The 23,440-nt window shown below is 64.4% G+C and carries 18 protein-coding genes; 12 read left to right on the top strand and 6 right to left on the bottom strand.

Annotated features, from left to right (window positions below):
* Positions 1–3 precede the first annotated feature (3 nt).
* From ACR42D_RS00440 to ACR42D_RS00390, 11 genes are all read left to right on the top strand, one after another.
* Positions 4–1,272, top strand: coding sequence for an amidohydrolase family protein (locus tag ACR42D_RS00440; protein WP_484564905.1), 1,269 nt, complete (start codon positions 4–6; stop codon positions 1,270–1,272).
* A gap of 353 nt (positions 1,273–1,625) precedes the next feature.
* Positions 1,626–2,411, top strand: a complete 786-nt coding sequence (locus ACR42D_RS00435; protein ID WP_484564904.1) for a hypothetical protein — start codon at positions 1,626–1,628, stop codon at positions 2,409–2,411.
* 631 nt (positions 2,412–3,042) lie between these two features.
* Positions 3,043–4,035: a BMP family lipoprotein gene (locus ACR42D_RS00430; protein ID WP_484564903.1), complete on the top strand. Its 993-nt coding sequence runs from the start codon at positions 3,043–3,045 to the stop codon at positions 4,033–4,035.
* A gap of 176 nt (positions 4,036–4,211) precedes the next feature.
* Positions 4,212–5,201, top strand: a complete 990-nt coding sequence (locus tag ACR42D_RS00425; RefSeq protein ID WP_484564902.1) for a BMP family lipoprotein — start codon at positions 4,212–4,214, stop codon at positions 5,199–5,201.
* Between the two features lies 1 nt (position 5,202).
* Positions 5,203–6,771 carry an ABC transporter ATP-binding protein gene (locus tag ACR42D_RS00420; RefSeq protein ID WP_484564901.1) on the top strand — a complete coding sequence of 523 codons (1,569 nt, stop codon included), beginning with the start codon at positions 5,203–5,205 and terminating at the stop codon, positions 6,769–6,771.
* Complete coding sequence (locus tag ACR42D_RS00415) at positions 6,772–7,869, top strand: ABC transporter permease (protein WP_484564900.1); 1,098 nt, start codon at positions 6,772–6,774, stop codon at positions 7,867–7,869.
* The gene (locus tag ACR42D_RS00410; protein WP_484564899.1) at positions 7,866–8,840 is read left to right on the top strand and encodes an ABC transporter permease; all 975 of its coding nucleotides are present in this window, start codon (positions 7,866–7,868) and stop codon (positions 8,838–8,840) included. The genes ACR42D_RS00415 and ACR42D_RS00410 overlap by 4 nt, the downstream gene beginning before the upstream one ends.
* Positions 8,841–9,254, top strand: a complete 414-nt coding sequence (locus ACR42D_RS00405; RefSeq protein ID WP_484564898.1) for a cytidine deaminase — start codon at positions 8,841–8,843, stop codon at positions 9,252–9,254.
* Between the two features lie 2 nt (positions 9,255–9,256).
* Positions 9,257–10,042 carry a deoxyribose-phosphate aldolase gene (deoC, locus tag ACR42D_RS00400; protein WP_484564897.1) on the top strand — a complete coding sequence of 262 codons (786 nt, stop codon included), beginning with the start codon at positions 9,257–9,259 and terminating at the stop codon, positions 10,040–10,042.
* Between the two features lie 155 nt (positions 10,043–10,197).
* A complete protein-coding gene (gene deoA, locus ACR42D_RS00395; protein WP_484564896.1) occupies positions 10,198–11,541 on the top strand; it encodes a thymidine phosphorylase in 1,344 nt (447 codons plus the stop codon).
* A complete protein-coding gene (locus ACR42D_RS00390; RefSeq protein WP_484564895.1) occupies positions 11,541–12,761 on the top strand; it encodes a phosphopentomutase in 1,221 nt (406 codons plus the stop codon). The genes deoA and ACR42D_RS00390 overlap by 1 nt, the downstream gene beginning before the upstream one ends.
* Positions 12,762–12,963: 202 nt before the next feature.
* Here the strand turns inward: ACR42D_RS00390 and ACR42D_RS00385 are convergent, their stop codons facing one another.
* From ACR42D_RS00385 to cooS (ACR42D_RS00365), 5 genes are all read right to left on the bottom strand, one after another.
* Positions 12,964–13,344, bottom strand: coding sequence for a tyrosine-type recombinase/integrase (locus ACR42D_RS00385; RefSeq protein ID WP_484564894.1), 381 nt, complete (start codon positions 13,342–13,344; stop codon positions 12,964–12,966).
* Positions 13,295–14,044, bottom strand: a complete 750-nt coding sequence (locus ACR42D_RS00380; protein ID WP_484564893.1) for a hypothetical protein — start codon at positions 14,042–14,044, stop codon at positions 13,295–13,297. The genes ACR42D_RS00385 and ACR42D_RS00380 overlap by 50 nt, the downstream gene beginning before the upstream one ends.
* A gap of 769 nt (positions 14,045–14,813) precedes the next feature.
* Positions 14,814–16,439, bottom strand: a complete 1,626-nt coding sequence (locus tag ACR42D_RS00375; protein WP_484564892.1) for a sigma-54-dependent Fis family transcriptional regulator — start codon at positions 16,437–16,439, stop codon at positions 14,814–14,816.
* A 166-nt stretch (positions 16,440–16,605) separates the two neighbouring features.
* Positions 16,606–17,370: an HPP family protein gene (locus ACR42D_RS00370; protein WP_484564891.1), complete on the bottom strand. Its 765-nt coding sequence runs from the start codon at positions 17,368–17,370 to the stop codon at positions 16,606–16,608.
* A 195-nt stretch (positions 17,371–17,565) separates the two neighbouring features.
* Positions 17,566–19,569 (bottom strand): anaerobic carbon-monoxide dehydrogenase catalytic subunit, encoded by a 2,004-nt coding sequence (gene cooS, locus ACR42D_RS00365; protein ID WP_484564890.1) that lies wholly within the window; start codon positions 19,567–19,569, stop codon positions 17,566–17,568.
* Positions 19,570–20,188: 619 nt separating this feature from the next.
* Here cooS (ACR42D_RS00365) and ACR42D_RS00360 point away from each other — a divergent pair.
* Positions 20,189–20,962, top strand: a complete 774-nt coding sequence (locus ACR42D_RS00360) for a DUF169 domain-containing protein (RefSeq protein ID WP_484564889.1) — start codon at positions 20,189–20,191, stop codon at positions 20,960–20,962.
* A 144-nt stretch (positions 20,963–21,106) separates the two neighbouring features.
* Here the strand turns inward: ACR42D_RS00360 and cooS (ACR42D_RS00355) are convergent, their stop codons facing one another.
* Positions 21,107–23,089, bottom strand: coding sequence for an anaerobic carbon-monoxide dehydrogenase catalytic subunit (gene cooS / locus ACR42D_RS00355; protein ID WP_484564888.1), 1,983 nt, complete (start codon positions 23,087–23,089; stop codon positions 21,107–21,109).
* Between the last annotated feature and the right edge of the window lie 351 nt (positions 23,090–23,440).

The raw sequence follows: 23,440 nt of genomic DNA, 5'->3' as shown, positions 1-23,440 counted from the left end.
TCCATGCTCGATCTGCTCGTGAAAAACGCCCGCCTGGCGGGCCGCAAGGACCTGGCGGACATCGCCTGCGCGGACGGGAAAATCCTGGAGATCGCTCCCGCCATCGAGGGGGAGAGCCGCGAGACCGTCGACGCCAAGGGGTATCTGGTCACCCCGCCCTTTGTGGAGTCCCACTTCCACATGGACGCCACCCTTTCCATGGGCACGCCCCGGCTGAACCAATCGGGCACGCTCCTGGAGGGGATAAAAATCTGGGGCGAGCTCAAACCGGACCTGACCCCCGAGGACATCAAGCGGCGCGCCCTCAAGCTCTGCTCCTGGGCCGTGGCCAAGGGCAACCTGGCCATCCGCACCCACGTGGACACCACGGACCCGACCCTCATGGCCGTGGACGTGCTCCTCGAGGTGCGCGAGGAGATGAAGGATTTCATCGACATCCAGCTGGTTGCCTTCCCCCAGGACGGCGTGCTGCGCTGCCCGGACGGCGTCGCCCTGCTGAAAACGGCCCTGGACAAGGGCGTGGACGTGGTCGGCGGCATCCCCCACTTCGAGCGGACCATGGACGAGGGACGCCGGTCCGTGGAGATCCTCTGCGAGATCGCGGCGGAACGCGGCCTGATGGTCGACATGCACTGCGACGAGTCCGACGACCCCCTTTCCCGGCACATCGAGACGCTGACCTTCCAGACGCAGCGTCTCGGGCTCCAGGGACGGGTCACGGGCTCGCATCTGACCTCCATGCACTCCATGGACAACTACTACGTGTCCAAGCTCCTGCCGCTCATGGCCGAGGCCGAGATGAACTGCGTGTGCAACCCGCTGGTGAACATGAACCTGCAGGGCCGCCACGACACCTACCCCAAGCGGCGCGGGCTCATGCGCGTGCCCGAACTCATGGCCATGGGCGTCAACGTCTCCCTGGGCCACGACGACGTCATGGACCCGTGGTACCCCATGGGCACCCACGATATGCTGGAGGTGGCCCACATGGGCGCGCACGCCCTGCACATGACCGGCGTGGACCAGCAAAAGAGCCTGTTCGACGCGGTCACGGTCAACGGCGCAAAGACGCTGGGGCTGAACGGCTACGGCCTCGCCACGGGCAACAACGCCGACATGGTCGTGCTCCAGGCCGCCGACCGGATGGAGGCCCTGCGCCTGCACCCGGCCCGCCTCTTCGTCATCCGGCGCGGCCGGATCATCTCCGCCACGCCCGAGGTCAAGGCCTCCGTGGACCTGGGCAACGGCCCGTTCCCGGTGGATTTCAGGTAGGCCCCGCCGAACGGCCCATAGGCAGTCCCTGCGCCCCGAAAACGCCGCCCGACGTTCCAGGCCCCCCTTCTTTCCGGCCAATATACTTGCCTCCGGGCGGGACTGTCTGCCCGCTCCGGCCGCAGTATGCCGTCCACGTCAGGGAAAACAGGCGCTGAAACGGGTACAGCCCAAAAAACTGCGCGACGAAACGCCGCAGGCGCGGAAAGCCGCTTCCATCTCCCCCCACCGTTGCCGGGTATCCATTCATAAATTGAAATATTTCCTTTTTTATGATTAACGTTGTTCCGAGAACGGCGTCGTGCCGGGCGGGATCGTGAACAACCGCGGGGAGAACCGTGAGGAGCAGCATGATGCGCAAATGTATTCTGTTACTTTGTCTTGTCCTGGCCGTGCCCATGGCCGCCCTGGCCGCGTCCGACATCGTCGCCACCTACAAGTACACGGACGGGACCGTGGTCACCCTCTGCACCCGCGACGCGCAGCACGTGCGCATGGACACCTCGCCCACGGCCTACACCCTGCTCTCAGGCGGCAAGGTCTATTCCGTGAACTGCGACTCCGGCCAGTGCCAGGTCTACGACCTCGGGGCCATGAGCTCGGGCATGGCCGGCGGCCTGACCTCCATGTTCGGCGGCGGGTCCGAACCCGAATACGAGGTGCGCTACGAAAAGACCGGCAAGACCGAATCCATCGCCGGATACAAGGGCGCGGTCTACAACGCCGTGGTCTTCGAGGACGGCAAGGTCGTGCGCCGCGACGAAATGGTCTTGTCCACCCACTCCAACATCAAGAAGGTCACCGACGCCTGGATCGCCATGGCCGAGGCCATGACCCAGTCCATGGGCAAGTCCTTCCAGGATTCCCTGGATGAGGCCAAGAAGATGGGCTACGGCGGCATACTCCGCTACGGCGATGAAATGCGCCTGACCAAACTGTCCGTGCGCAACCTCGACACCGCCTACTACAAGCTCCCGGCAAACGCCCAACAGGCCCAGATGCAACAGCCCCCGCAACAAAACGACAACGACATGGGCCTGGACGACGACGCCAAGGAAATCGGCGCGGACGCCAAGGAGACCACCAAGGACGAAATCAAGGGCAGCATCCGCAACGCCATCAGCGACCTTTTCAACTAGCTCACCGATCATCTGCGATATCAGCCCGCGCCGCGAAGAGCCTTCGCGGCGCGGGCTTTTTCGCCTCCGGCGGCTGGGGGAAGGGGAGAGAGGGAACCCTTTGAAAAGGGCTTCCCTCTCTCCCCTTCCCCCAGCCCCCCATCCCCTCTCACCCTCCTAAACTTTTGGGCCGCTTCGCGGGGAGGAGCCCGAATGCGCCCTCCCTCTTGAATCGCAGTCCCCAAACACCGCAAAGCCGTTTTATCAAGTTCAGCCTCTCCCGCCTACGGCGTTGGCAACCGTCCCGAAGGGTTCGCGCCGGACGCCCACGGGCCTCGGAGGGCCGCCCGGCGCGAGCCCTTCGGGACACCGCATGGCCGAGCCGCTCCCTTTCCTCCGCGCAACCGGCACGTCTTCCCGCGCCCGCACGCACCAGCCGAAGGCACACAAAAGGTTTGGGAGATTCTTAAGCCGCCGAAGGCATGCCTTTCGGCCTGCCCGAGTTATCTTCCGGTTGGCGTTCAGGCGGTGTTGGAGTATAGCGTGGTATACCGCCGCGCCGTGCGGTGCGGGGGCGGGTGCGAACCGGCCCGGTTGGCGTTTATGATGGCGGGAACGGGGAAGTTTCCGCGAAACCGTTTGGGAGGGATGCATGTTCCGCAAGCTGATGATACCCGCCGTGGTTGCCTTGATTCTGGCGTTGTTCGCCGGCAACGCACTGGCTCTCAATCCCGCCGTGATCTACGATCTGGGCGGCAAGTTCGACAAGTCGTTCAACCAGGCCGCGCACATGGGCGCGGAAAAATTTTCGCAGGAGACCGGCATCAAGTACCGGGACTTCGAGCCGACCAACGAGTCGCAGTACGAGCAGGCGTTGCGCCGGTTCGCGAACAAGGGCAGCGACCTGATCGTGGTGGTCGGGTTCTCGTTCGCCTCGGCCCTGGAAAAGATCGCCCCGGAGTTCCCGGACACCAAGTTCGTGATCATCGACATGGTCGTGACCCAGCCCAACGTGCAGTCCGTGGTCTTCAAGGAGCACGAGGGCTCGTTTCTGGTGGGCATGATCGCGGCCATGAAGACGCGGACCGGCAAGATCGGCTTCGTGGGCGGCATGGACGTGCCCCTGATCCGCAAGTTCGCCCTCGGCTACAAGGAGGGCGCGCAGTACGTGAACAAGAAAATCCAGATATTCGAGAACATGACCGGGACCACCCCGGCGGCCTGGGGCGACCCGATCAAGGCGGGCGAGTTGGCCCGCTCCCAGTTCGACCGGGGCGCGGACGTGGTCTTCACCGCGGCGGGCGGGTCCGGCATGGGAGTGCTCCAGGCCGCTGCGGACGCCAAGAAATTCTCCATCGGCGTGGACTCCAACCAGAACTACATCCACCCCGGCAGCGTGCTGACCTCCATGGTCAAGCGCGTGGACCTGGCCGTGTTCGAGGCCATGCAGGACATGCGCAACGGCGACTGGGAGCCCGGCCTGAAGGTCCTGGGGTTGGCCGAGGGCGGGGTGGACTACGCCCTGGACAAGTATAACGAGGCGCTGATCACCCCGGAGATGAAGACCAGAGTGGACCAGGCCAAGGCCGACATCATCTCGGGCAAGATCATCGTCACCGACTACTTCGACATCATGGACCGCTAGCCGGTAGTGACGGACGGTTTTCCGGCGGCGGGCAAGTCTTGGCCGCCGGGATTCCGGCCGGTCGGCCGCTTGGCGCGGCGCGGCGTATGGGGTAGCATCCTTCACCGCGCCCAGGCCCTTTTTCGACAATCCGGCGAAACCGCTACCGCGCAGGTTCCGCTTCTGGTGGAGGATTCATGTCCCGCTCGCTCATACCCGCCCTCATGATCCTGGCCCTGGCTCTTTGCTCGGGCACCGCGTCGGCTTTCAAGCCCGCCCTGCTCTACGACCAGGTGGGCAAGTCCGACCGGTCGTTCAACGAGGCCGCTTTTCGCGGCGCGGAGATGTTCAAAGAGGAATCCGGCCTCCCGTACCACGAGTTCACGCCGACCAACGAATCGCAGTATGCCCAGGCCATGCAGCGCTTCGCGGACAGGGGGTATGACCCGATCATCGTGGTCGGGTTCTCGTACGCCTCGGTCCTGGAACAGATCGCCCCGAAGTTCCCGGACACCCGGTTCGTCATCGTGGACATGGCAGTGGACCGGCCCAACGTGCAATCCGTGGTCTTCAGGGAGCACGAGGGATCGTTTCTGGTGGGCATGATCGCGACCATGAAGACCCGGACCGGCAAGATCGGCTTCGTGGGCGGCATGGACATCCCGCTGATCCGCAAGTTCGCCCTGGGCTACAAGGAGGGGGCGCGGTACGTGAACAAGGACATCCAGGTGTTCGAGAACATGACCGGGGACACCCCGGCGGCCTGGGGCGACCCGATCAAGGCGGGCGAGCTGGCCCGCTCCCAGTTCGACCGGGGCGCGGACGTGATCTACCAGGCCGCGGGCAGCTCCGGGCTGGGCGTGCTCCAGGCGGCGGCCGACCTGCACAAGTTCTCCATCGGCACGGACGCGAACCAGAACTACATGCATCCCGGCAGCGTGCTGACCTCCATGGTCAAACGCGTGGACCTGGCCGTGTTCGAGGCCCTGCGCGACGCAAACGACGGCACCTGGAGGCCGGGCGTCCGGCTGCTCGGCCTGGCCGAGGGCGGGGTGGACTACGCGCTGGACCAATACAACGAGGCGTTGATCACCCCGGACATGCGGGCACGCGTGGACCGGGCCAAAGCGGACATCATCGCGGGCCGGATTGTGGTCACCAATTATTTCGACATCATGGACCGGTAGCGTGGGTTCCTCTTCCGACCATACGGCCCCTCCGGCGGTCGAACTCATCGGGCTGAACAAGTCCTTCGGACCGGTGCGGGCCAACCGGGACGTGTCCATGGCGGTGTCCAAGGGCACCATCCACGGCATCGTGGGGGAGAACGGGGCGGGAAAGTCCACGCTCATGGGCATGCTCTACGGCTTCTACCAGGCGGACAGCGGGCGCATCCGCATCAACGGCCGGGACGTGCGGATCACCAGCCCGGCCCAGGCCATCGGCCAGGGCATCGGCATGGTTCACCAGCACTTCATGCTCGTGGAGCCGTTCACGGTGCTCGAAAACGTGGTCCTTGGCGCCGAGGAAGGCGGGCTCATAAAGTCCTCCCTGCGCCACGCCCGCCAGGAGCTTGAACGGCTCGGCCGGGAATACGGCCTGGAGGTGGACCCGGACGTGGTGGTCGGCGACCTGCCCGTGGGGTTGCAGCAGCGCGTGGAGATTTTGAAGGCGCTGTATCGCGGTGCCGAGACTCTGATCCTGGACGAACCCACGGGCGTGCTCACGCCCCAGGAGGCGAGCCGCCTGTTCGCCATGCTCGACACCCTGCGCGGCCAGGGGCGCACGGTCATCCTGATCACCCACAAGCTGCGCGAGATCATGGCCGCCACCGACACGGTGTCCATCATGCGGCGCGGGGCCATGGTCGCCCACCGCAAGACCTCGGAGACGAGCAAGGAGGAGCTGGCCGAGCTCATGGTCGGGCGCAAGGTCCTGCTCCGGGTGGACAAGACCGAGGGCGCGCCCGGCGAGCCTCTCCTGGAACTGGACAAGGTGAATTTCAAGGACGCGGCGGGCGTGCACCGGCTCAAGGACGTCTCCCTGACCCTCAGGCGGGGCGAGATACTCGGCGTGGCCGGGGTCTCGGGCAACGGCCAATCCGCGCTGCTGGAGGTCCTGGCCGGGGTGGCCGCGCCCTCCTCCGGGACCATCAAATTCAAGGGCGAGGTCATCGCCGGAGACGGGAAGCGCACTGACCCGCAGGGCATGCACCGGCTGGGCGTGGGGCATGTGGCCGAAGACCGGCACCGCACGGCCATGGTCATGGACTTCACCGCCGCCGAGAACATGATCCTCGGCTACCACACCGGGCGCGACGTGAACGGGACGGTGCTCATGGACCGGGACAAGGTCCGGGCGCTGTGCCGCGAGTACATGGAGCGGTTCGACGTGCGCCCGCCCGACCCGGACCTTGCGGCCTCGGGATTTTCCGGGGGCAACCAGCAGAAGCTCGTCCTGGCCCGGGAGATGGAGCGCGACCCGGACCTGCTGCTGGTGGGCCAGCCCACGCGCGGGGTGGACATCGGGGCCATCGAGTTCATCCACAAACAGCTCATCGAACTGCGCGACCGGAGCAAGGGCGTGCTCCTGGTCTCGGTGGAGCTGGACGAGATATTGTCTCTGGCCGACCGCATCGTGGTCATGTTCGACGGGCGCATCGTGGGCGAAATGGCCGCAAAGGACGCGGACGAGTGCGCCCTGGGGCTGCTCATGGCGGGTTGCACCGGGACGCCGGACGGCGGGGAGGCGGCGTAGATGGCGCAGTCCAAGCTTCCCGGCTGGGTCAACGCGGGGTTGATCCCGGCGCTCAACCTGCTGACCGCCTTCCTGGTCTCGGGCCTGGTCATCCTGGCCATGGGCCAGGACCCGGTCAAGGCGTTCGGCTACCTGGTCTACGGGGCGTTCGGCTACGGCGAGGCCATCGGCTACACCCTGTACTACGCCACCAATTTCATCTTCACCGGCCTGGCCGTGGCCGTGGCCTTCCACTGCTATCTGTTCAACATCGGCGGCGAGGGCCAGGCGTACCTCGGCGGTCTGGGCATCGGGCTGGTCTGCCTGTACCTGGGCGACCTGCCGTTCTGGGCCGTGCTGCCCCTGACCGTGCTCGGCGGGGCCCTGTTCGGCGCGGCCTGGGCGGCCATTCCCGCCTACCTCCAGGCCAAACGCGGCTCGCACATCGTCATCACCACGATCATGTTCAACTTCATCGGCTCGTCGGTCATGACCTTCCTGCTGGTGGACTGGCTCAAGCGGCCCGGCTCCCAGCTGCCCGAGACCTCGCCCTTCCCCCAGTCAGCCTGGATGCCCAAGCTGCACGAACTGGCCGGGTCGCTGGGCATCAAGATGGCCCATTCGCCCGCCAACCTGGCCCTGGTCATCGCCCTGCTCTGCTGCGTGGGCGTGTGGCTGTTCATCTGGCACACCCGCTGGGGCTTCGAGATCCGGGCCGTGGGCCGCAACCCGGAGGCGGCCGTTTACAGCGGCATCTCCCCGGCCAGGGCGATCATGGTCTCCATGCTCCTGTCCGGGGCGCTGGCAGGGCTCATGGGCGTGAACGAGCTCATGGGCGAGCAGCACCGGGTGGTCATCAACTTCACCAACGGGTGCGGGTTCGTGGGCATCGCCATCGCGCTCATGGGGCGCAACCACCCGGCGGGCATCGTGCTCGCCTCCCTGCTCATGGGCGCGCTGTTCCAGGGCGGGGCCGAGCTGGCTTTCGAAATGCCGGACATCACCCGAGACATGATCTGGACCATCCAGGGATTCGTCATCCTGTTCACCGGCGCGCTGGAGCACCTCTACCGCCACCGGCTGGAACGCATCTTCCTGCGCAGGGAGGCCACGGCATGACCGACCTGTGGATGCAGCTGCTGCTCACGGCCGACGCCACCCTGCGCATCAGCACGCCGCTGATCCTGGCCGCCCTGGCCGGGCTGTGCTCGGAACGGGCGGCGGTCATCGACATCGGCCTGGAGGGCAAGATGCTCGGTGGGGCGTTCACGGCGGCCACGGTCAGCTATCTGACCGGCTCGGCCTGGCTCGGGCTCGTCTGCGCCATTGCTGCCTGCCTTCTGCTCGCCCTGCTGCACGGGTTCGCCTGCATCACCCACCGAGGCAACCAGGTGGTCTCGGGCATGGCCATCAACATCGTGGTCGCCGGGCTGGCCCCGACGCTGGGCCACGCCATCTTCCACATCAACGGCGACACCCCGCCCCTGCCGCAGGGAGCGCGGTTTATGGCCCTGACCCTGCCCGGCGCCGAGGCGTTGCGCGGGGTGCCGGTCCTGGGCCCCATCTACGCCGAGATGATCAGCGGCCACACCCTGCTGACCTACGCGACCTTCGCCCTGATCCCGTGCGTCTCCTTCATGCTCTACAAGACCCGGTTCGGGCTCAGGCTGCGTGCCGTGGGCGAGAACCCCGAGGCCGTGGACACGGCGGGCATCTCGGTCACGTGGCTGCGCTACCGGGCGGTGCTCATCGCGGGCGCATTGTGCGGCGTGGCCGGGGCCTCCCTTTCCACCGCGCTGGGCGCGAGCTTCATCCGCGACATGACCGCGGGCAAGGGGTACCTGGCCCTGGCGGCCATGATCTTCGGCAAGTGGCGGCCCGGCCTGACCGTGACCGCCTGCCTGCTCTTCGCCTTTACCGACGCGCTCCAGGCGCGGCTGCAGGGCGTGTCCCTGCCCCTGGTGGGCGAGATCCCCGTCCAGTTCATCATCATGCTGCCCTACGTCATGACCGTGATCCTGCTGGCCGGGTTCGTGGGCAAGGTCGTGGCCCCCAAGGCGGACGGCATACCCTACGTCAAGGAGCGCTAGATGCCCGATTTGCTCGACATCACGGAACTCATCCGGTTGGCGACGGCGGCCCGCGACCGGGCCCACGCCCCCTACTCCAACCACCCGGTGGGCGCGGCCCTGGTCACGGACGCGGGCGAGGTGTACACCGGCTGCAACGTGGAGAACGCGGCCTACCCGCTGGGCAGCTGCGCCGAGCAGTCGGCCATCTCCGCCATGGTGCTCGGCGGGGGCAAGGCCATCCGCGAACTGGTGGTGGTCGGCCCGACCGACGCACCGTGCACGCCGTGCGGCGGCTGCCGCCAGCGCATCCGCGAATTCGCCGGGCCGGACACGTTGATCCATGCCTGCAACGAACGCGGGGTCCTGCGGACCATGACCTTGGACGAACTGCTGCCCGAGTCCTTCGGGCCGGAAAACCTCAACCAACGATGATTATGAACGATTTGAAGACATTGACGAAAGAGGCCGCACAGGTCCGAGCCGACGAAACGTACGCCTTGCGCGCCCTGACCTCCATGGACCTGACCTCGCTGGGCGAGGACGACACCGACGAGACAATCCGCGACCTGTGCTCGCGCGCGGTCACGCCCAGGGGGCATGTGGCGGCGGTCTGCGTCTACGATAGATTCGTGCCCCTGGCCCTGAACGAGCTCAAGGGGACCGGGGTGCGCGTGGCCACGGTCTGCAACTTCCCGCACGGGTTGCCCGACGCGGCCAAGGCCGTGGCCGAGGCCAGGGCGCAGGTGGCGGCCGGAGCCCAGGAGGTGGACGTGGTCCTGCCGTACAAGCGGTACAAGGCGGGCCACCGCGATCAGGCCATCGCCCTGCTCCATCAGGTGCGCGAGGTCTGCGGCGAGACGGTCCTGCTCAAGGTCATCCTGGAGACGAGCCAGCTGCAGTCGCTCAAGATCATCGGTGAGGCCAGCCGGGACGCCATTCAGGCGGGCGCGGACTTCATCAAGACCTCCACGGGCAAGGTGCCGGGCGGGGCCACCCTGGAGGTGGCGGCGGTCATGCTCGAGGCGATCCGCGAGATGACCCCCAAGGTCAAACGCAGGCTCGGCTTCAAGCCGTCCGGCGGCCTCAAGACCGTGGCCGACGCGGCTGGCTACCTCTACCTGGCGGACACGATCATGGGCGAGGGCTGGGCCACCCCGCAGACCCTGCGCTTCGGCGCATCCGGCCTGCTCAACGACGTGAAACAACACCTCGGCCTCTAACCGAGCAACCGACAATCCCCCCCCCCAACACCCCGCGAAGCGGCACCAAAAAGTTTGGGAAAAGGAGGGGATGGGGGTCCGGGGGAAGGGGGGAGGAAAGAACCCTTTCCAAAGGGTTTTTCCTCCCCTTCCCCCGGCCGCCGGAGGCACCACACATGACGTTCATACCGCAGGAGATCATCCGCAGAAAACGGGACGGCCTGGAACTGTCCGAGGCCGACATCCGGGCCATGGTCCGGGGCATCACGGACGGCGCGGCGAGCGAGGGCCAGGTGGCGGCATTCGCCATGGCGGTCTTTTTCCAAGGCATGACCCTGAACGAGCGCATCACGCTGACCGAGGCCATGCGCGACTCGGGCAGGGTGCTGGACTGGCCGTCGCTCGGCATCGTGCGGGGCGTGGCGGACAAGCACTCCACCGGCGGCGTGGGCGACAAGGTCAGCCTGATCCTGGGGCCGCTTGCGGCGGCGTGCGGGGCGTTCGTGCCGATGATCTCCGGGCGCGGGCTCGGGCATACGGGCGGCACCCTGGACAAGTTCGACGCCATCCCGGGGTACGACACCGCGCCGGACCTGGAGACCTTCGCCAGGGTGGTCCGGGACGCGGGCTGCGCCATCATCGGGCAGACCTCGGACCTGGCTCCGGCCGACCGGCGGCTGTACGCGGTGCGCGACGTGACCGCCACGGTGGAATCCATGGACCTGATCACCGCCTCGATCCTGTCCAAGAAGCTGGCCGCCGGACTGCAGGGGCTGGTCATGGACGTGAAGTTCGGCAGCGGCGCGTTCATGGAGGAGTATGCTGATGCAAGGGCGTTGGCCGAGTCCATCGTGACCGTGGCCTCGGGCGCGGGCGTGCCGACCACGGCCCTGCTCACGGACATGAACGAGGTGTTGGGCGACACCGTGGGCAACGCGGTGGAGGTCTGCGAGGCCGTGCGTTTCCTGACCGGCGTGAGCCGCGAGCCGAGGCTGGCCGAGGTCACCCTGGCCTGCACCGGCGAACTGCTCGTGCTGGCGGGCGCGGCCGAGGACATGGACGAGGCCATGCGCAAGATGGAGACGGCCCTGGCCAGCGGCGCGGCGGCCGAACGGTTCGAGCGCATGGTCGCCGGGCTGGGCGGACCCACGGATTTTCTGGAACGGTCCGGCGAATACCTCGATATCGCGCCCGTGAAACACCCCGTGTTCCCGGACAGGCCGGGTTTCATCACGGCCATGAACAGCCGGGCGGTGGGCATGGCCCTGGTGGCCATGGGCGGCGGCCGCACCCGCGCGGACCAGGCCATCGACCACGCGGTGGGCATGACCGGCTTCGCCCGCATCGGCGATGCGGTCGGCCCCGACAATCCGCTCTGCACCATCCGCGCCCGGGACGAGGCCCAGGCGGTCATGGCCGCCGAACGCATCCGCGCGGCCATGACCGTCGGCGACGCGCCCCCGGCCCCGCGTCCGGTCGTCCGCGAACGGATCACCGCCGACAGCAAGGAATCCCGCTGATGCCGCGCGCCTTCATCCTGGTCCTCGACTCGCTCGGCATCGGCTGGGCCCCGGACGCCGACCAATACGGCGACGCCGGAGCCGATACCCTGGGCCATATCGCCGAGGCGTGCGCGCGCGGCGAGGCGGACCGCGAGGGGCTGCGCTCAGGCCCGCTCGACCTGCCCTGCATGGCCTCCCTCGGCCTGGGCCTGGCCGCCCAGCTGGTCACCGGGACCGTGCCGCCGAATCTCAAGTCACCGGTGCTGCGCGGACGGTTCGCGGCGGCCCGCGAGGTCAGCCGGGGCAAGGACACGCCCAGCGGCCACTGGGAGCTGGCCGGGGTGCCCGTGCCCTTTGACTGGGGCCTGTTCCCGCCCGAGTACCCGAGCTTCCCCAAGGAGTTGACCGAGACCATCATCGAACAGGGTAGTCTGCCCGGCATCCTCGGCAATTGCGCCGCATCGGGCACTGAAATCCTCAAGGAGCTCGGCGAGGAGCACATGCGAACCGGCAAGCCCATCTGCTACACCTCGGCCGACTCGGTCTTCCAGATCGCGGCCCACGAACAGACCTTCGGCCTGGACCGGCTGCTGCAACTCTGCGAACTCGTCCGCCAACTCCTCGACGGCTACAACATCGGCCGGGTCATCGCCCGCCCGTTCGTCGGCGAGCCGGGCCACTTCACCCGTACCGCCAACCGCCATGACTACGCCCTGGAACCGCCCGCGCCCACCCTCCTGGACCAGCTCAAAGACGCCGGGCGCGAGGTCGTGTCAGTCGGCAAGATCAGCGACATCTTCGCCCATCGCGGTATCACCAAGGCGGTCAAGGGCCCGGATTCCACAGCCCTCTTCGACCTCGTGGACCACGAAGCCGCCCACGCCCCGGACGGTTCGCTGGTCTTCGCCAATTTCGTGGAGTTCGATTCCGAATGGGGCCATCGCCGCGACGTGGCCGGGTACGCCGCCGCCCTGGAGCGCATGGACGCACGCATGGCCGCCTTCATCCCCCGGCTCAAGCCCGGCGACCTGGCGATCATCACCGCCGACCACGGCTGCGACCCCGCCTGGAAAGGCACGGACCACACCCGCGAATGCGTGCCCATACTCCTGTTCGGCCCCCCGGTCCTGCCCGGCTCCGCAGGCGTGCGCGATACCTTCGCCGACGTCGGCCAGACCGTGGCCGCACATCTGGGGATTGCGCCGCTTGAGTGGGGGGAGGCCATTTCGTTGGATTAGGGAAATGCCTCCGGCGGGCCTACCGGCGGTCTCCTTCGGAGAAACCAGGGCGCTGCCCTGCACCCGCTTAAGGCCGAGGGCTTTAAGAATAGTCACGTTCTTTGTGTGTGACTATCCGGTCTTCCTTTTGGTTTTCAACGGCTTGCAGGCTGGCACCCGCAAGCCGCCTTGTCAGCGTGTGTGAACCGCATGTGTGAATTTGTCAGGCGACCTTGTCATCATCCTTGCGGCTTTCCCTTTCGTAGACGTCCATGGCATCGCGTTCCACGTCGCGAAGCTTTTCCAGATAGATTTCCGTGCTCCGCCGGTCCGCGTGGCCAAGAATGCGCTGGATGCCAGGGAGCAGGGCTCCGCTGTTGTCCATCACGGATGCGCCCGATGCCCGGAAGCGGTGGAAGGAGTAGTAATCCACCCCCGCATCCCGGCAGATCTTCCGGAGCATGGAATACCGGCCGCGCCTGTAGGGGCCTTCTTCCATCCTGCCGGTCTTGGCGTTGTAGCTCCGAGTCCAGAACACCCATTCCTTGCCGGGATCACGGTCGGCGTACAGGTTTGAGAGGACTTCGTACAGCTTGTCCGTCATCGGCACCCGGCGCAGCACCGGTTTCCCGGTTCTTGTTCTTGCGCGTTTCCAATTCGACGTACCGCTCTTCGAAGTTGACCCGATTCCAGGTGAGCCGGTGGACCTCGATGCTCCGCGCCATGGTTTCCCGCAGCACCCACAGGTAGGGGCGGTGCTTCGGCTGGGCCGCTTCGATCATCCGGTCCAGTTCGTCGCTCCTGGGCGTCTCCTTCCGTTCCTTAGGCTTGTCGCTGGGGAACGTCTCCAGCCCCGCAAAGGGGTTGTCCTGAATGAACCGCTGGCCCCGCTTCATGCCCCAGGAGAACGCCGCCCGGAGCACCTTGAGGTCGTTGTTGCCGGCGACCGGGGTGCGTTCCTTGACCACGGCCATCAGGAAGTCGTCGGCCTTCAGGCGGGTGATGGCGGCACACGGTACCTTGCCGAAGTAGTCCAGCAACCGTTTTGCCGCGAGCTTGGTCTTCTTGTAGTGCGACTCCGAGTACGCACGGTCCTGCAAATAATCCAGCCGCAGGTTGAGCAGATCAAGCAAGGCCATGTCGCCCGTCGCTTCCAGTTCCAGTTCCTTCTCGACGGCCTCCCTTCTTTTGACCTCGGCCGTTTTTGCGGCCTGTTTCCCCTTGAACCACGCCTTGGTGTAGCACTTGCCCTTTACCATGAAATCGTACCGGTACTCTTTCCCGGCCTTGAAATAGACGGTCATAGATGTCTTCCTCGTTCGGAAAGAACCATGACCCACCACGTTTGACGCCGCCGACGTCTTCGGCATGGTCGTAGACCCAATCCACGCTTTTGCCCAGGAACGCGGCAACGTCCTGGGCGCATAATACGCGGGTCTTCAGTTTGGTGTCAAAAGTCATGTGCCTTCCGGATTGTCTTCGTTCTCCCTCGGACGGCCTCCGAACCGCCCGCCAACTCGGCCAACCCTTCAGTCAGATCACACCGGCATCTTCGAACTCAAGGAATCGGGATAGGGTATTTTCACTTTTTCGATGAGTCGCTCATCAGGGGGCGAAAGTCCTCCCCGCCCATCGGCCGCAAGCCGACGGGCGGGGAGGACGGTTTCGACTCGGGCTCAAGGGATAGCTCAAGAAAGGCTGAAACCGATGAAAGTAGCAGAAGCTCCGATTGCCGCATTGAGCGAAGAACGCGTCACGATTCCTAAATTCTTCCTTGGAACCGCGGTCCTCGGGGTAGCAGCCAATACGTTGATCTGGAGATTCAAAATGACCGAGTACGGTTTCCGAAACCACATTACGACATGAGATGGGCTCGTGGTCAAGTGGAGCCAAGTTCAACGAAGCCAGTTCAATATTCAGGGCGAAGCCTACTGCCCGGCTCGACTTTATCCGAGGGCAGTTATCCTTCTGGTCTCACTGCAACCTTCCCTATAGAAGACGCCAACCAAGCGGTCCATCCTTTACGGTGTAAACAACAGCTCCGTGGCCTGACAGTCCGCATCTCCCTGGCGGCTACTTTGCGACTCGCCGGATATTCATTTTTCGTATCCGCGTCGACAAGGTGGTCGGCTTCAGCCCCAGCAGGGCGGCGGCGCCGTCGGGGCCGTAGATCTTCCCTTTGCACCGCGCCAATGCCTTGGCGATGTTGTTCGCCTGCAACCGGATCATTTCCTCCTCGGTCAACACAGCGTCACCCGCCTCTGAAACGACCGACCCGGGACAGGGCTTGCGTTCTTCCCCGATTCCACCGAACAACTCGACCCGAGCCGCCCCCGCAATGGACGAAATGGCGAACCGTTCGACAATGTTTTGCAGTTCGCGGACATTCCCCTGCCAATTGTACTCGACAAGCTGGGCAAGCTGTTCCGGACTGAATCTGAGAGCCGGGCGATTCATGGCCTTCAGGGAGCGCTTGAGAAAATACTCGGCCAGCGGGGCGATGTCCTCTCTCCGGGCGCGCAGGGGCGGGACCGTGATGGGGAAGACGTTGAGCCGGAAATAGAGGTCCTCCCGGAAACGTCCGGCCTCGACTTCCTTTTGCAGGTCCCGGTTGGTGGCCGCGATGACGCGCACGTCCACTTTGCGGACCTTTTCCTCTCCGATCCGCTCGTATTCCCCTTCCTGAAGGACGCGGAGGAGCTGGGCCTGGAGCTCGAGCGGGATTTCGCCCACTTCGTCCAAGAAGAGGGTCCCCTGGTTGGCCGCGCCGAACTTGCCTTCCCGGTGGGCGTGCGCTCCTGTGAACGCACCCTTGACGTGCCCGAAGAATTCGCTGGCGAAGAGTTCCTTGGGAACCGAAGCGCAGTTGACCTTGATCAGAGGCTTGTTGCTCCGCTTGCTGCGCTGATGCAGCTCCCGGGCGACCAATTCCTTGCCGGTACCCGATTCGCCCTGGATGAGCACGTTGGCGTCGGTGGGAGCGACCAGGTCGATCTGCTGGACGATCCGTTGCAAGGCCAGGCTACGGCCGATGAATCCCCCGTAGAAGCTGGTCTCGCTTAGTTCTTCGCGCAGGAAAGTGTTTTCCGCCTCAAGCTGTCCCTTCAGGTCCTCAATTTGTTCGAATGCCCGGGCGTTCACAAGGGCGGTGGCCGCGTGGTTGGCGAGGATTTGCAAAATGTCCAAGGCCGGTTTGTTGATCCTCGTCGTCGTGAAGACGGCCAGCACGCCGAGAATCTCGCCGTGGAACCGCATGGGTTGCCCGGCGAAGCCGTTGATCCCTTCTTCCTTGGCCCACTCCGGGTAGGCTATCCATTTGGAGTCTTCGGGAATCGACTCGACGACCACGGGTTGTCCGGTCGCGGCGATATGTCCGACTTTCCTGACGCCCATGGGGAACCGCTTGAATTTACCGTCCAGGCGATTCCATTCGCGCGACCCATCAGAGGACGAATGTCCCGCGCTGGCCACCAGATGCAGGCAGAGTTCCCTGCTGGGGCACTCGTCGGCCATGAGACAGGAAGAGCAGATATCGCCTTCCTTGATGAGCCAGATCCGCACAAGCGACACTTCCTCGAATGCGGAAAGACGATCGACGACACGGCTGAAGAGCGCCTCGGTCGACCGTTGCTCTCCCATCGCCAAAAGCAATGACTGGATTTCCATATTTCTAAAATGAAAAATCTGATCGGCGGTCATGGCGTGTAATTAAACCAAACGACCAGCCATCACAACACAAATGGTTCTTTCGCGGGCTGCGGTGAAGAAAGGGAGGGCGCACCATGGTGGAGCCATGGGCGGTGACGAGGTGACGGCAAGCATGGCTCGACGCGCCCTCCCTTTCTTCGGGCCGGGTGTCTATGCATTACCGGAAGCGCCGGATTCCGAAAAAATGATGGGTGCCAAGGAACGCTACCCCCAGAAGCATGACCGCCGTCCCGACCATATGCGCCTCGGGAAGGAGGCGCTGCAGGCACAGGAGAACGAAACCGGCGGCGCATATCGCCAGGCCCGCGATTTGCGGCCGGTGCATATACAGGCCGCAGGTCTTTTCCCGGTGGTCGATGTCGGATGCCGGGAACTCAAACCACAGCCGGTTCCACGTCATGGCGAACAGCACGGCCAGAGTGGCCCCCCAGGCCATGTGGACAGGCAGCAGGTAGGCGGGCATGGGCAGCGGCAGGATGGCCGGAATGGCCGCCGTGGCGGCTGCCGGCGGGTGGTCGGCGTCGAAAATCTGCATCAGGGCAGCGGCGAACATCACCGCGAAGCCAAGCTTGAGCGCGACCGCATACCCGGTTTCCGCACCCAGGAAGGAACCGACCCAGCACCCCGCCAATCCGCCTATGGAGGCGACGAAATGCCCGACGATGACCGGCTTGGGCCGGGCCACGCGAAGGAAGACGCAGGTCGAGTTGATGAAGCAGGTGGCGGCCAGGGGAGGAAACAGGACCGCAATGCCGGTCAGCCGGGAGGCGAGGGCGATGATCGCCAGCAGCAGGCCGCCGCCGAGGGACCCCCACAACAGACGCGATAGGGAGATCACCCCCGGACGGTAGACCTCGGGCGCGAACTCCTCCCGGCACAGGGAGGCCACTCTGAATTGCACCGAACCGGATTTGAACAACATCGATACGTCCCTTATTCCCCGATCCACCTCGGGAGGCGGGGCCGGAGGTTTGCACGGCCCGCTCCCGGCATCCGTCCGGAGGGACGCCGCCCGGGAGCGGGCATGCAGGCTGTTGGTTGAAAACCGTTTAGGGAAGGGAGAAGGCCCGCGCCGGGGGGTGCCTCGGACGCGGACATCCTCCCTTCTCCGGTCAGGCTACGCCCAGCCCAGTTTTTTGCGGGCGGCCTCGAAGTCGTTGATGATCATCGCGGCAACCTTCTGCGGGTCGGGATCGACGTTCATGCAGGAGCCCAGCAGTTCTCTCGTGCCGCCGTAGAGGAAGTCGCGGACCTTTTTCGATCCCTGCACCGGCGCGTGCACGCAGTGGTAGGAGTCGAAGCCGAGCATGCGGAAGGCCAGCGCCGCGCCCACGCCCTTCTCGTTGGACCATTCCGGCGTGACTTCTGCGAACGGCAGGTCCTTGATGGGATGCCCGGCGAAACCGGCGATGGTCGCGAAGGTGCCCACGGCATGGGCGTTGTCGATGCATTCGCCGAAGTGCAGGACCGGCGGCAGGCTGTCGCCGAGGAACGCCTTCAGACTATCGCCGCACTTTTCCCGGGCCTCGGGCCTGCAATAGCCCAGTTTGGCCATGGGGAAGGAGGCGCAGCCGTTGGTGAAGACCAGGATGTTGTTCTTCAGCAGGATATCGACGATGTCCACGATGGCCTTTTCAAAGACAATACGGGTGTTCGTGCAACCGGCCAGGTTGATGATGCCCCTGATCCTACCGTCTTTCAAAGCCTCGGCGATGGGCTCCACGCTGCCGTCGAAGTGCTCGCTCAACACCTCGAGGCCGAAGCCGACCTGGGCCTCCATCTCGTAGGGCGGGATGTGCCGTTTGACATCCCGGCGGTTGGTGAAGCTCTCAATGGCGCGGGTGACGATCTTTTCGGCCAGCTCGGGCAGCTTGTCCAGGTCCTCCAGGTCGCGCTTGTAGCCGATGTGCTCGGCTCCGGGCAGCCGGTTGGACTCGTTGGTGGTCACGACCACGGTCTTGTAGCAGTTGGCCACGTCCATGATGCCAGGGAAGACCTCCTGGATGTCCGCCAGCCACAGGTCGAGCGCGCCGGTGGCGACCACCAGTTCGGAGCCGTTGGCGTTGGACAGGGGGATGACCCCGCCCAGACGGTACATGGAGGACAGGCCGGAGCAGCAGATGCCGTAGAACTGGATGCCCTTGGCCCCGGCTTCCTCGGCCATCTTGACGAACTTGTCGGTGCGGGCGGTCTCGATGACCTTCATGGCCATCATCGGGGCGTGGCCGTGGATGGCGATGTTGACCGTGTCCGTCTTCAGCGCGCCGAGGTTGGCCTTGATGGTGCTGCGGCGCGGGACGCCGTAGAGGCAATCCTGGGCGATGGAGCCGCCGACCACGCTGTTCATGGAAAAGGTCAGGCCCAGGCGAAGGAAATGATCCATGGCCTTGCGCCAGTCGCCCTGGGTGCCGACCGTGGTCTGATGCAGGGCCTCAAAAACTTCATGATAGGAACTGATCGGGGTCAGGCCGAGCTCTTCCCAGACCTTCTGGCGCTCGGCCGGGGCGATGGCCTTGAGGGTCTTGTGCGTGCCGGGCACGGTCCGGCTCATGTCTTCGAGCAGGATGTCGGCGATCTCGCCTGCCAGGGTCTCGACGGTCTTGCCCTCGGTCTCCAGCCCGTAGGCCTTGGCCACGCCCATGACCTTGTCCTTGCCGACGATGGGCAGATCAACATTGCCCTCGGCGGCCTTTTTCATGGTCAGCATGACCTCGCGGGCGCGGGCGCCGTGCCCGGCCACGCCGCCGGCCGCCGAACGGACCATGTTGCGGGCGACAATCAGGTCGGCGTTGGCCCCGCAGGTGCCCCTCGGGGAACGCTCGGTGATCTTGCACGGCCCGAGCGAGCAGATCCTGCAGCAGACCCCGGCCAGGCCGAAGGTACAGTGCGGTTTCTGCCTGTCGAACCGGTCGAAACAGTTCTCCACACCCTGCTCGTCCATGTACTTGAGCATCTCCCGGACCGCCGGGTCCGGGGCGTGGTTCATCACGTCTTCCTTGCTGGCGAAGGACTCGCGGTAGGCTTTGACCGCATCCTTGTAGTCGGTAAAATCGTTGTCGTGGTGGTGATGGCCATGACCATGGTCATGGTCATGGTCATGCGAATGGTTGTCGCCGCACATTGCAACACTCCTTGGCTTGAAGATTATTCAGCAAGCGGCGGCGCGTATCGCAAGGCGGAGCGGAAACCCCGCACCGGCCGGACGTCCTTCCCGGACAGCGCCGCCAGACCGCAAACCCTTTCCATCCAAGGCAATCAACGTGCCAGCACCTCGTATTGGTTAATACACTGATATAACGATATATTCACAAATAAGCATATAATCCACACAACGGAATTCCGCTGGACAACGCCATTCCGCCTCCGCTTCAACGAATTCCCGTCGATCAGCATGGCCTGGAAGGTATGGAAGGGGAGGACGCGCGACCGCCGTCGGAATATTCCGAATTGGTATGGGAGGGAATGGCACCCTGCGCGGATGGCCCCGGCGAGGGTAACCACCCGCCGTCATGGGAACTTTATTTACGCTGTCCGTGGCCTTACCCGAAACGCGCCCGGCTGCGACAGCAAGCGGCAAAACCAGGCATGCTCCTTGCTCAGTGATGAGGACTCATTGCGAGTATCCATTCCAAAAGTTCACTCCCGCAGGTCGGCAGAGATTCATTAACGCCATCAACCAGCCTAAAAACTCCCCGATTTCGTACTGCGGGAGTGAACAACAAACTCAGGAGACGAAAATCATGACCTATAATGAGATGCAAGCTGTATTGATGAAGGAACTGCGCCTGTACCACTACCCGGTCGCGGTCAAATTCTTTTTCGACCAGGGCGAACTGGAGGAATTCCAACGGAATGCGCCGGAAATCCACGCTCCGCTCAAGCCCATGACCTTCTGTCAGTGGGAGATCGCCGCCCGCATGCAGGGCCAGATCGTGTATTCCGGTGTGGACGGCCTTGGCTGCAGCAATGCCCGCTTCTGCTTCGGATGGAAGGACTTGGATGACGCCGAGATCAAGGGCCACGCCAAGTATGTCCAGGATATCGATCAGGCCAAACGCTTTGTGGTCAGCAAGCCCATGCTGGAGACGAAGCCGCTCGGTATTGCCGTGGCCCCGCTCGGTTCCATCGACGGCCTGTACGAGCCGGACACGGTGCACTTCTACTGTGACAACATGCAGGCGTATCACCTGGCCGTGGACTACATGGCCGCGACCGACACCCACCCGCTCCGCCCGAACATCACCATGAACTCCTCCGCCTGCGGCGGCAACGTGTTCTCCTTCATGGAGCAGGAGTTCAACATGCTTCCCGCCTGCGCCGGCAGCTACAACGCCGGCAAGACCGAACGCGGCGAGATCAACGTGATCATCCCCGGCAGCAAGTTCGGAGCCACCTTCCAGCGGCTCATGGACCGCATCGAAAAGACGAGCAGCTCCATCACCCGGCCCGGCGACGGGTTCCCCGGCGCGGACATCTGCAAGAACTGTCCCCTGATCATCTTCAAGAAGCAGTAGACCGCATCCGGACCACAAGAAGACAGGCGGCTCCCGACGGGGCCGCCTTTTTTCGCGTCGACGACCGACGCAAAAAAGATGGGGCGGCCCGCCTGGTTGGCGGGCCGCCCCTTTTACGTCGCGTGTCGGGCTATGCGGCCGGGACTAGCGCCAGCACAGGTTCGACCGGGCCTCTTCGAAGTCGGCAATGATCATCGCGGCGAGCTTCTTGGGATCGGTGTCCACCTTCATGCTGGAGCCGAGCAGCTCACGGGTGCCGCCATAGAGGAAGTCGCGCACCTTTTCCGAGCCCTGCACCGGCGCGTGCACGCAATGGTAGGAATCGAAGCCGAGCATGCGGAACGCCAGGGCGGCGCCCACGCCCTTCTCGTTGGACCATTCCGGCGTGACCTCGGCAAAGGGCATGTCCTTCATCTGGTGCCCCGCATACCCGGCGATCTCCCGGAACGTGGCCACGGCGTGGGCGTTGTCGATGCATTCGCCGAAATGCCAGACCGGCGGCAGCTCTCCCCTGAGGAATATCTGCAGTCGCTCGCCGCACTTGTTGAGGGCCTTCTTGCTGCAGTATCCCAGCTTGGCCATGGGGAACGAGGCGCAGCCGTTGGTGAAGACCAGGACGTTGTTCTTGAGCAGGATGTCGACGACCTCCACGATGGCCTTTTCGTAGACGATCCGGGTGTTGGTGCATCCGGCGAGGTTGATGATGCCCTTGATCTGCCCGTTGATGATGGCGGACGCCACGCGCTCCATGCAGCCGTAGTGGGCGTCGAGGGTTTCCAGGCTGAAGCCCACTTCGGCCTCCATCTCGTGGTCGGGGATGTGCCGCTGGACATCCCGGCGATTGGTGAAGCTCTCTATGGCGCGGGTGACGATCCTCTCCGCCAGCTCGGGGAGCTTGTCCAGATCCTCCAGGTCGCGCCGGTAGCCGATGTGCTCGGCACCGGGCAGCCGGTTCGATTCGTTGGTGGTCACGACCACCGTTTTGTAGCAGTCGGCCACGTCCATGATGCCGGGGAAGACCTCCTGGATGTCCGCCAGCCACAGGTCGAGGGCGCCCGTGGCGAGCACCAGCTCCGAGCCGTTGGCGTTGGATAGGGGGATGACGCCGCCAAGCCGGTAGAGCGAGGATAACCCGGAACAGCAGATGCCGTAGAACTGGATGCCCGCGGCCCCGGCCTCTTCCGCCATCTTCACGAACTTGTCCGAGCGGGCCGCCTCGATGACCTTGGTGGCCAGCATGGGGGCGTGCCCGTGGATGGCGATGTTGACGGTGTCCGTCTTCAACGCGCCAAGGTTCGCCTTGACCGTGGTCCGTTTCGGGGTGCCGTAGAGACAGTCGCTGGCAATGGAGCCGCCGACCACGCTGTTCATGGAAAAGGCGATGCCCAGCCGCATGAACTGATCCATGGCCTTGCGCCAGTCGCCCTGGGTGCCGACCGTGGTCTGGTGCAGCGCCTCGAACACCTCATGATAGGAGCCGACAGGCAGCACGCCCAGCTTCTCCCAGGTCTGCCGCCGCTCGGGAGTGGCGACGGCCTCCAGCGTCCTGTGCGGCCCCGGCACGGTGCGGCTCATGTCCTCAAGCAGGATGTCCGCGATCTCGTTGGCCAGATCCTCGATGCTCTTGTCCTTGGTGACGAGGTTGAAGGCGGCGGCCATTTTCCTGACCGCCTCCTTGCCGAGGATGGGGAGATCGACTTCCCCTGCGGCGGCCTTCTTCATGGTCAGCATGACTTCGCGCGCCCGCGCCCCATGGGCCGCCACGCCGCCGGCCGCCGCGCGAACCAGATTGCGGGCCACGATCAGGTCCGCATTGGCTCCGCACGTGCCCCGGGGAGAACGTTCCGTTATTTTGCACGGCCCGAGCGAGCAGATACGGCAGCAGACGCCCGCAAGGCCGAAGGTGCAGTGCGGCTTCTGCTTGTCGAAACGGTCGAAGCAGTTCTCGACGCCCTGTTCGTCCATGTATTTGACCATCTCCCGAACCGCCGGGTCCGGGGCCTGGTCCATCACGTCCGCCTTGCTGGCGAAGGTCTCGCGGTAGGCTTTGACCGCTGCGGTATAGTCGGTGAAGTCATTATGGTCATGGTGATGTCCATGCTCATGGGAATGCTGTTCTTTTGCCATGTAATACCCCTTCTGGCTGTATTGATCGGAAAGGCTTCGGAATACGCTAGCGTTCACTAAGGCCTTTCGCGAAGTAGAACCGTAATCAGGCAAGAGGTGTGCCAGCGGGGCTGATTTCGTTATATACTGAATTTAATGTGGATTTGTTTCTAAAACCAAAAACCGTGAACGGAATTTCGTTGATCTCGCAATTCCCACAGTCAACGCAACGGAATACCGTTTTCTCCGATGAAACGGAAAGGATAACAAATTGATTATTGCTTCTATGGAAACTCTCTCTTTGCGTACACGGACACACAGCACAATCACTATTGAAAGGCCCATCGACGAGCTTCCGGCCGAACTGGCGCA

This window comes from Pseudodesulfovibrio sp. lm2024 (assembly GCF_051175575.1).
GTDB classification, from domain to species: Bacteria; Desulfobacterota; Desulfovibrionia; order Desulfovibrionales; family Desulfovibrionaceae; genus Pseudodesulfovibrio; species Pseudodesulfovibrio caledoniensis.
The sequence above is the reverse complement of the archived record's forward strand: the minus strand, read 5'-3'. Positions and strand labels throughout refer to the sequence as shown.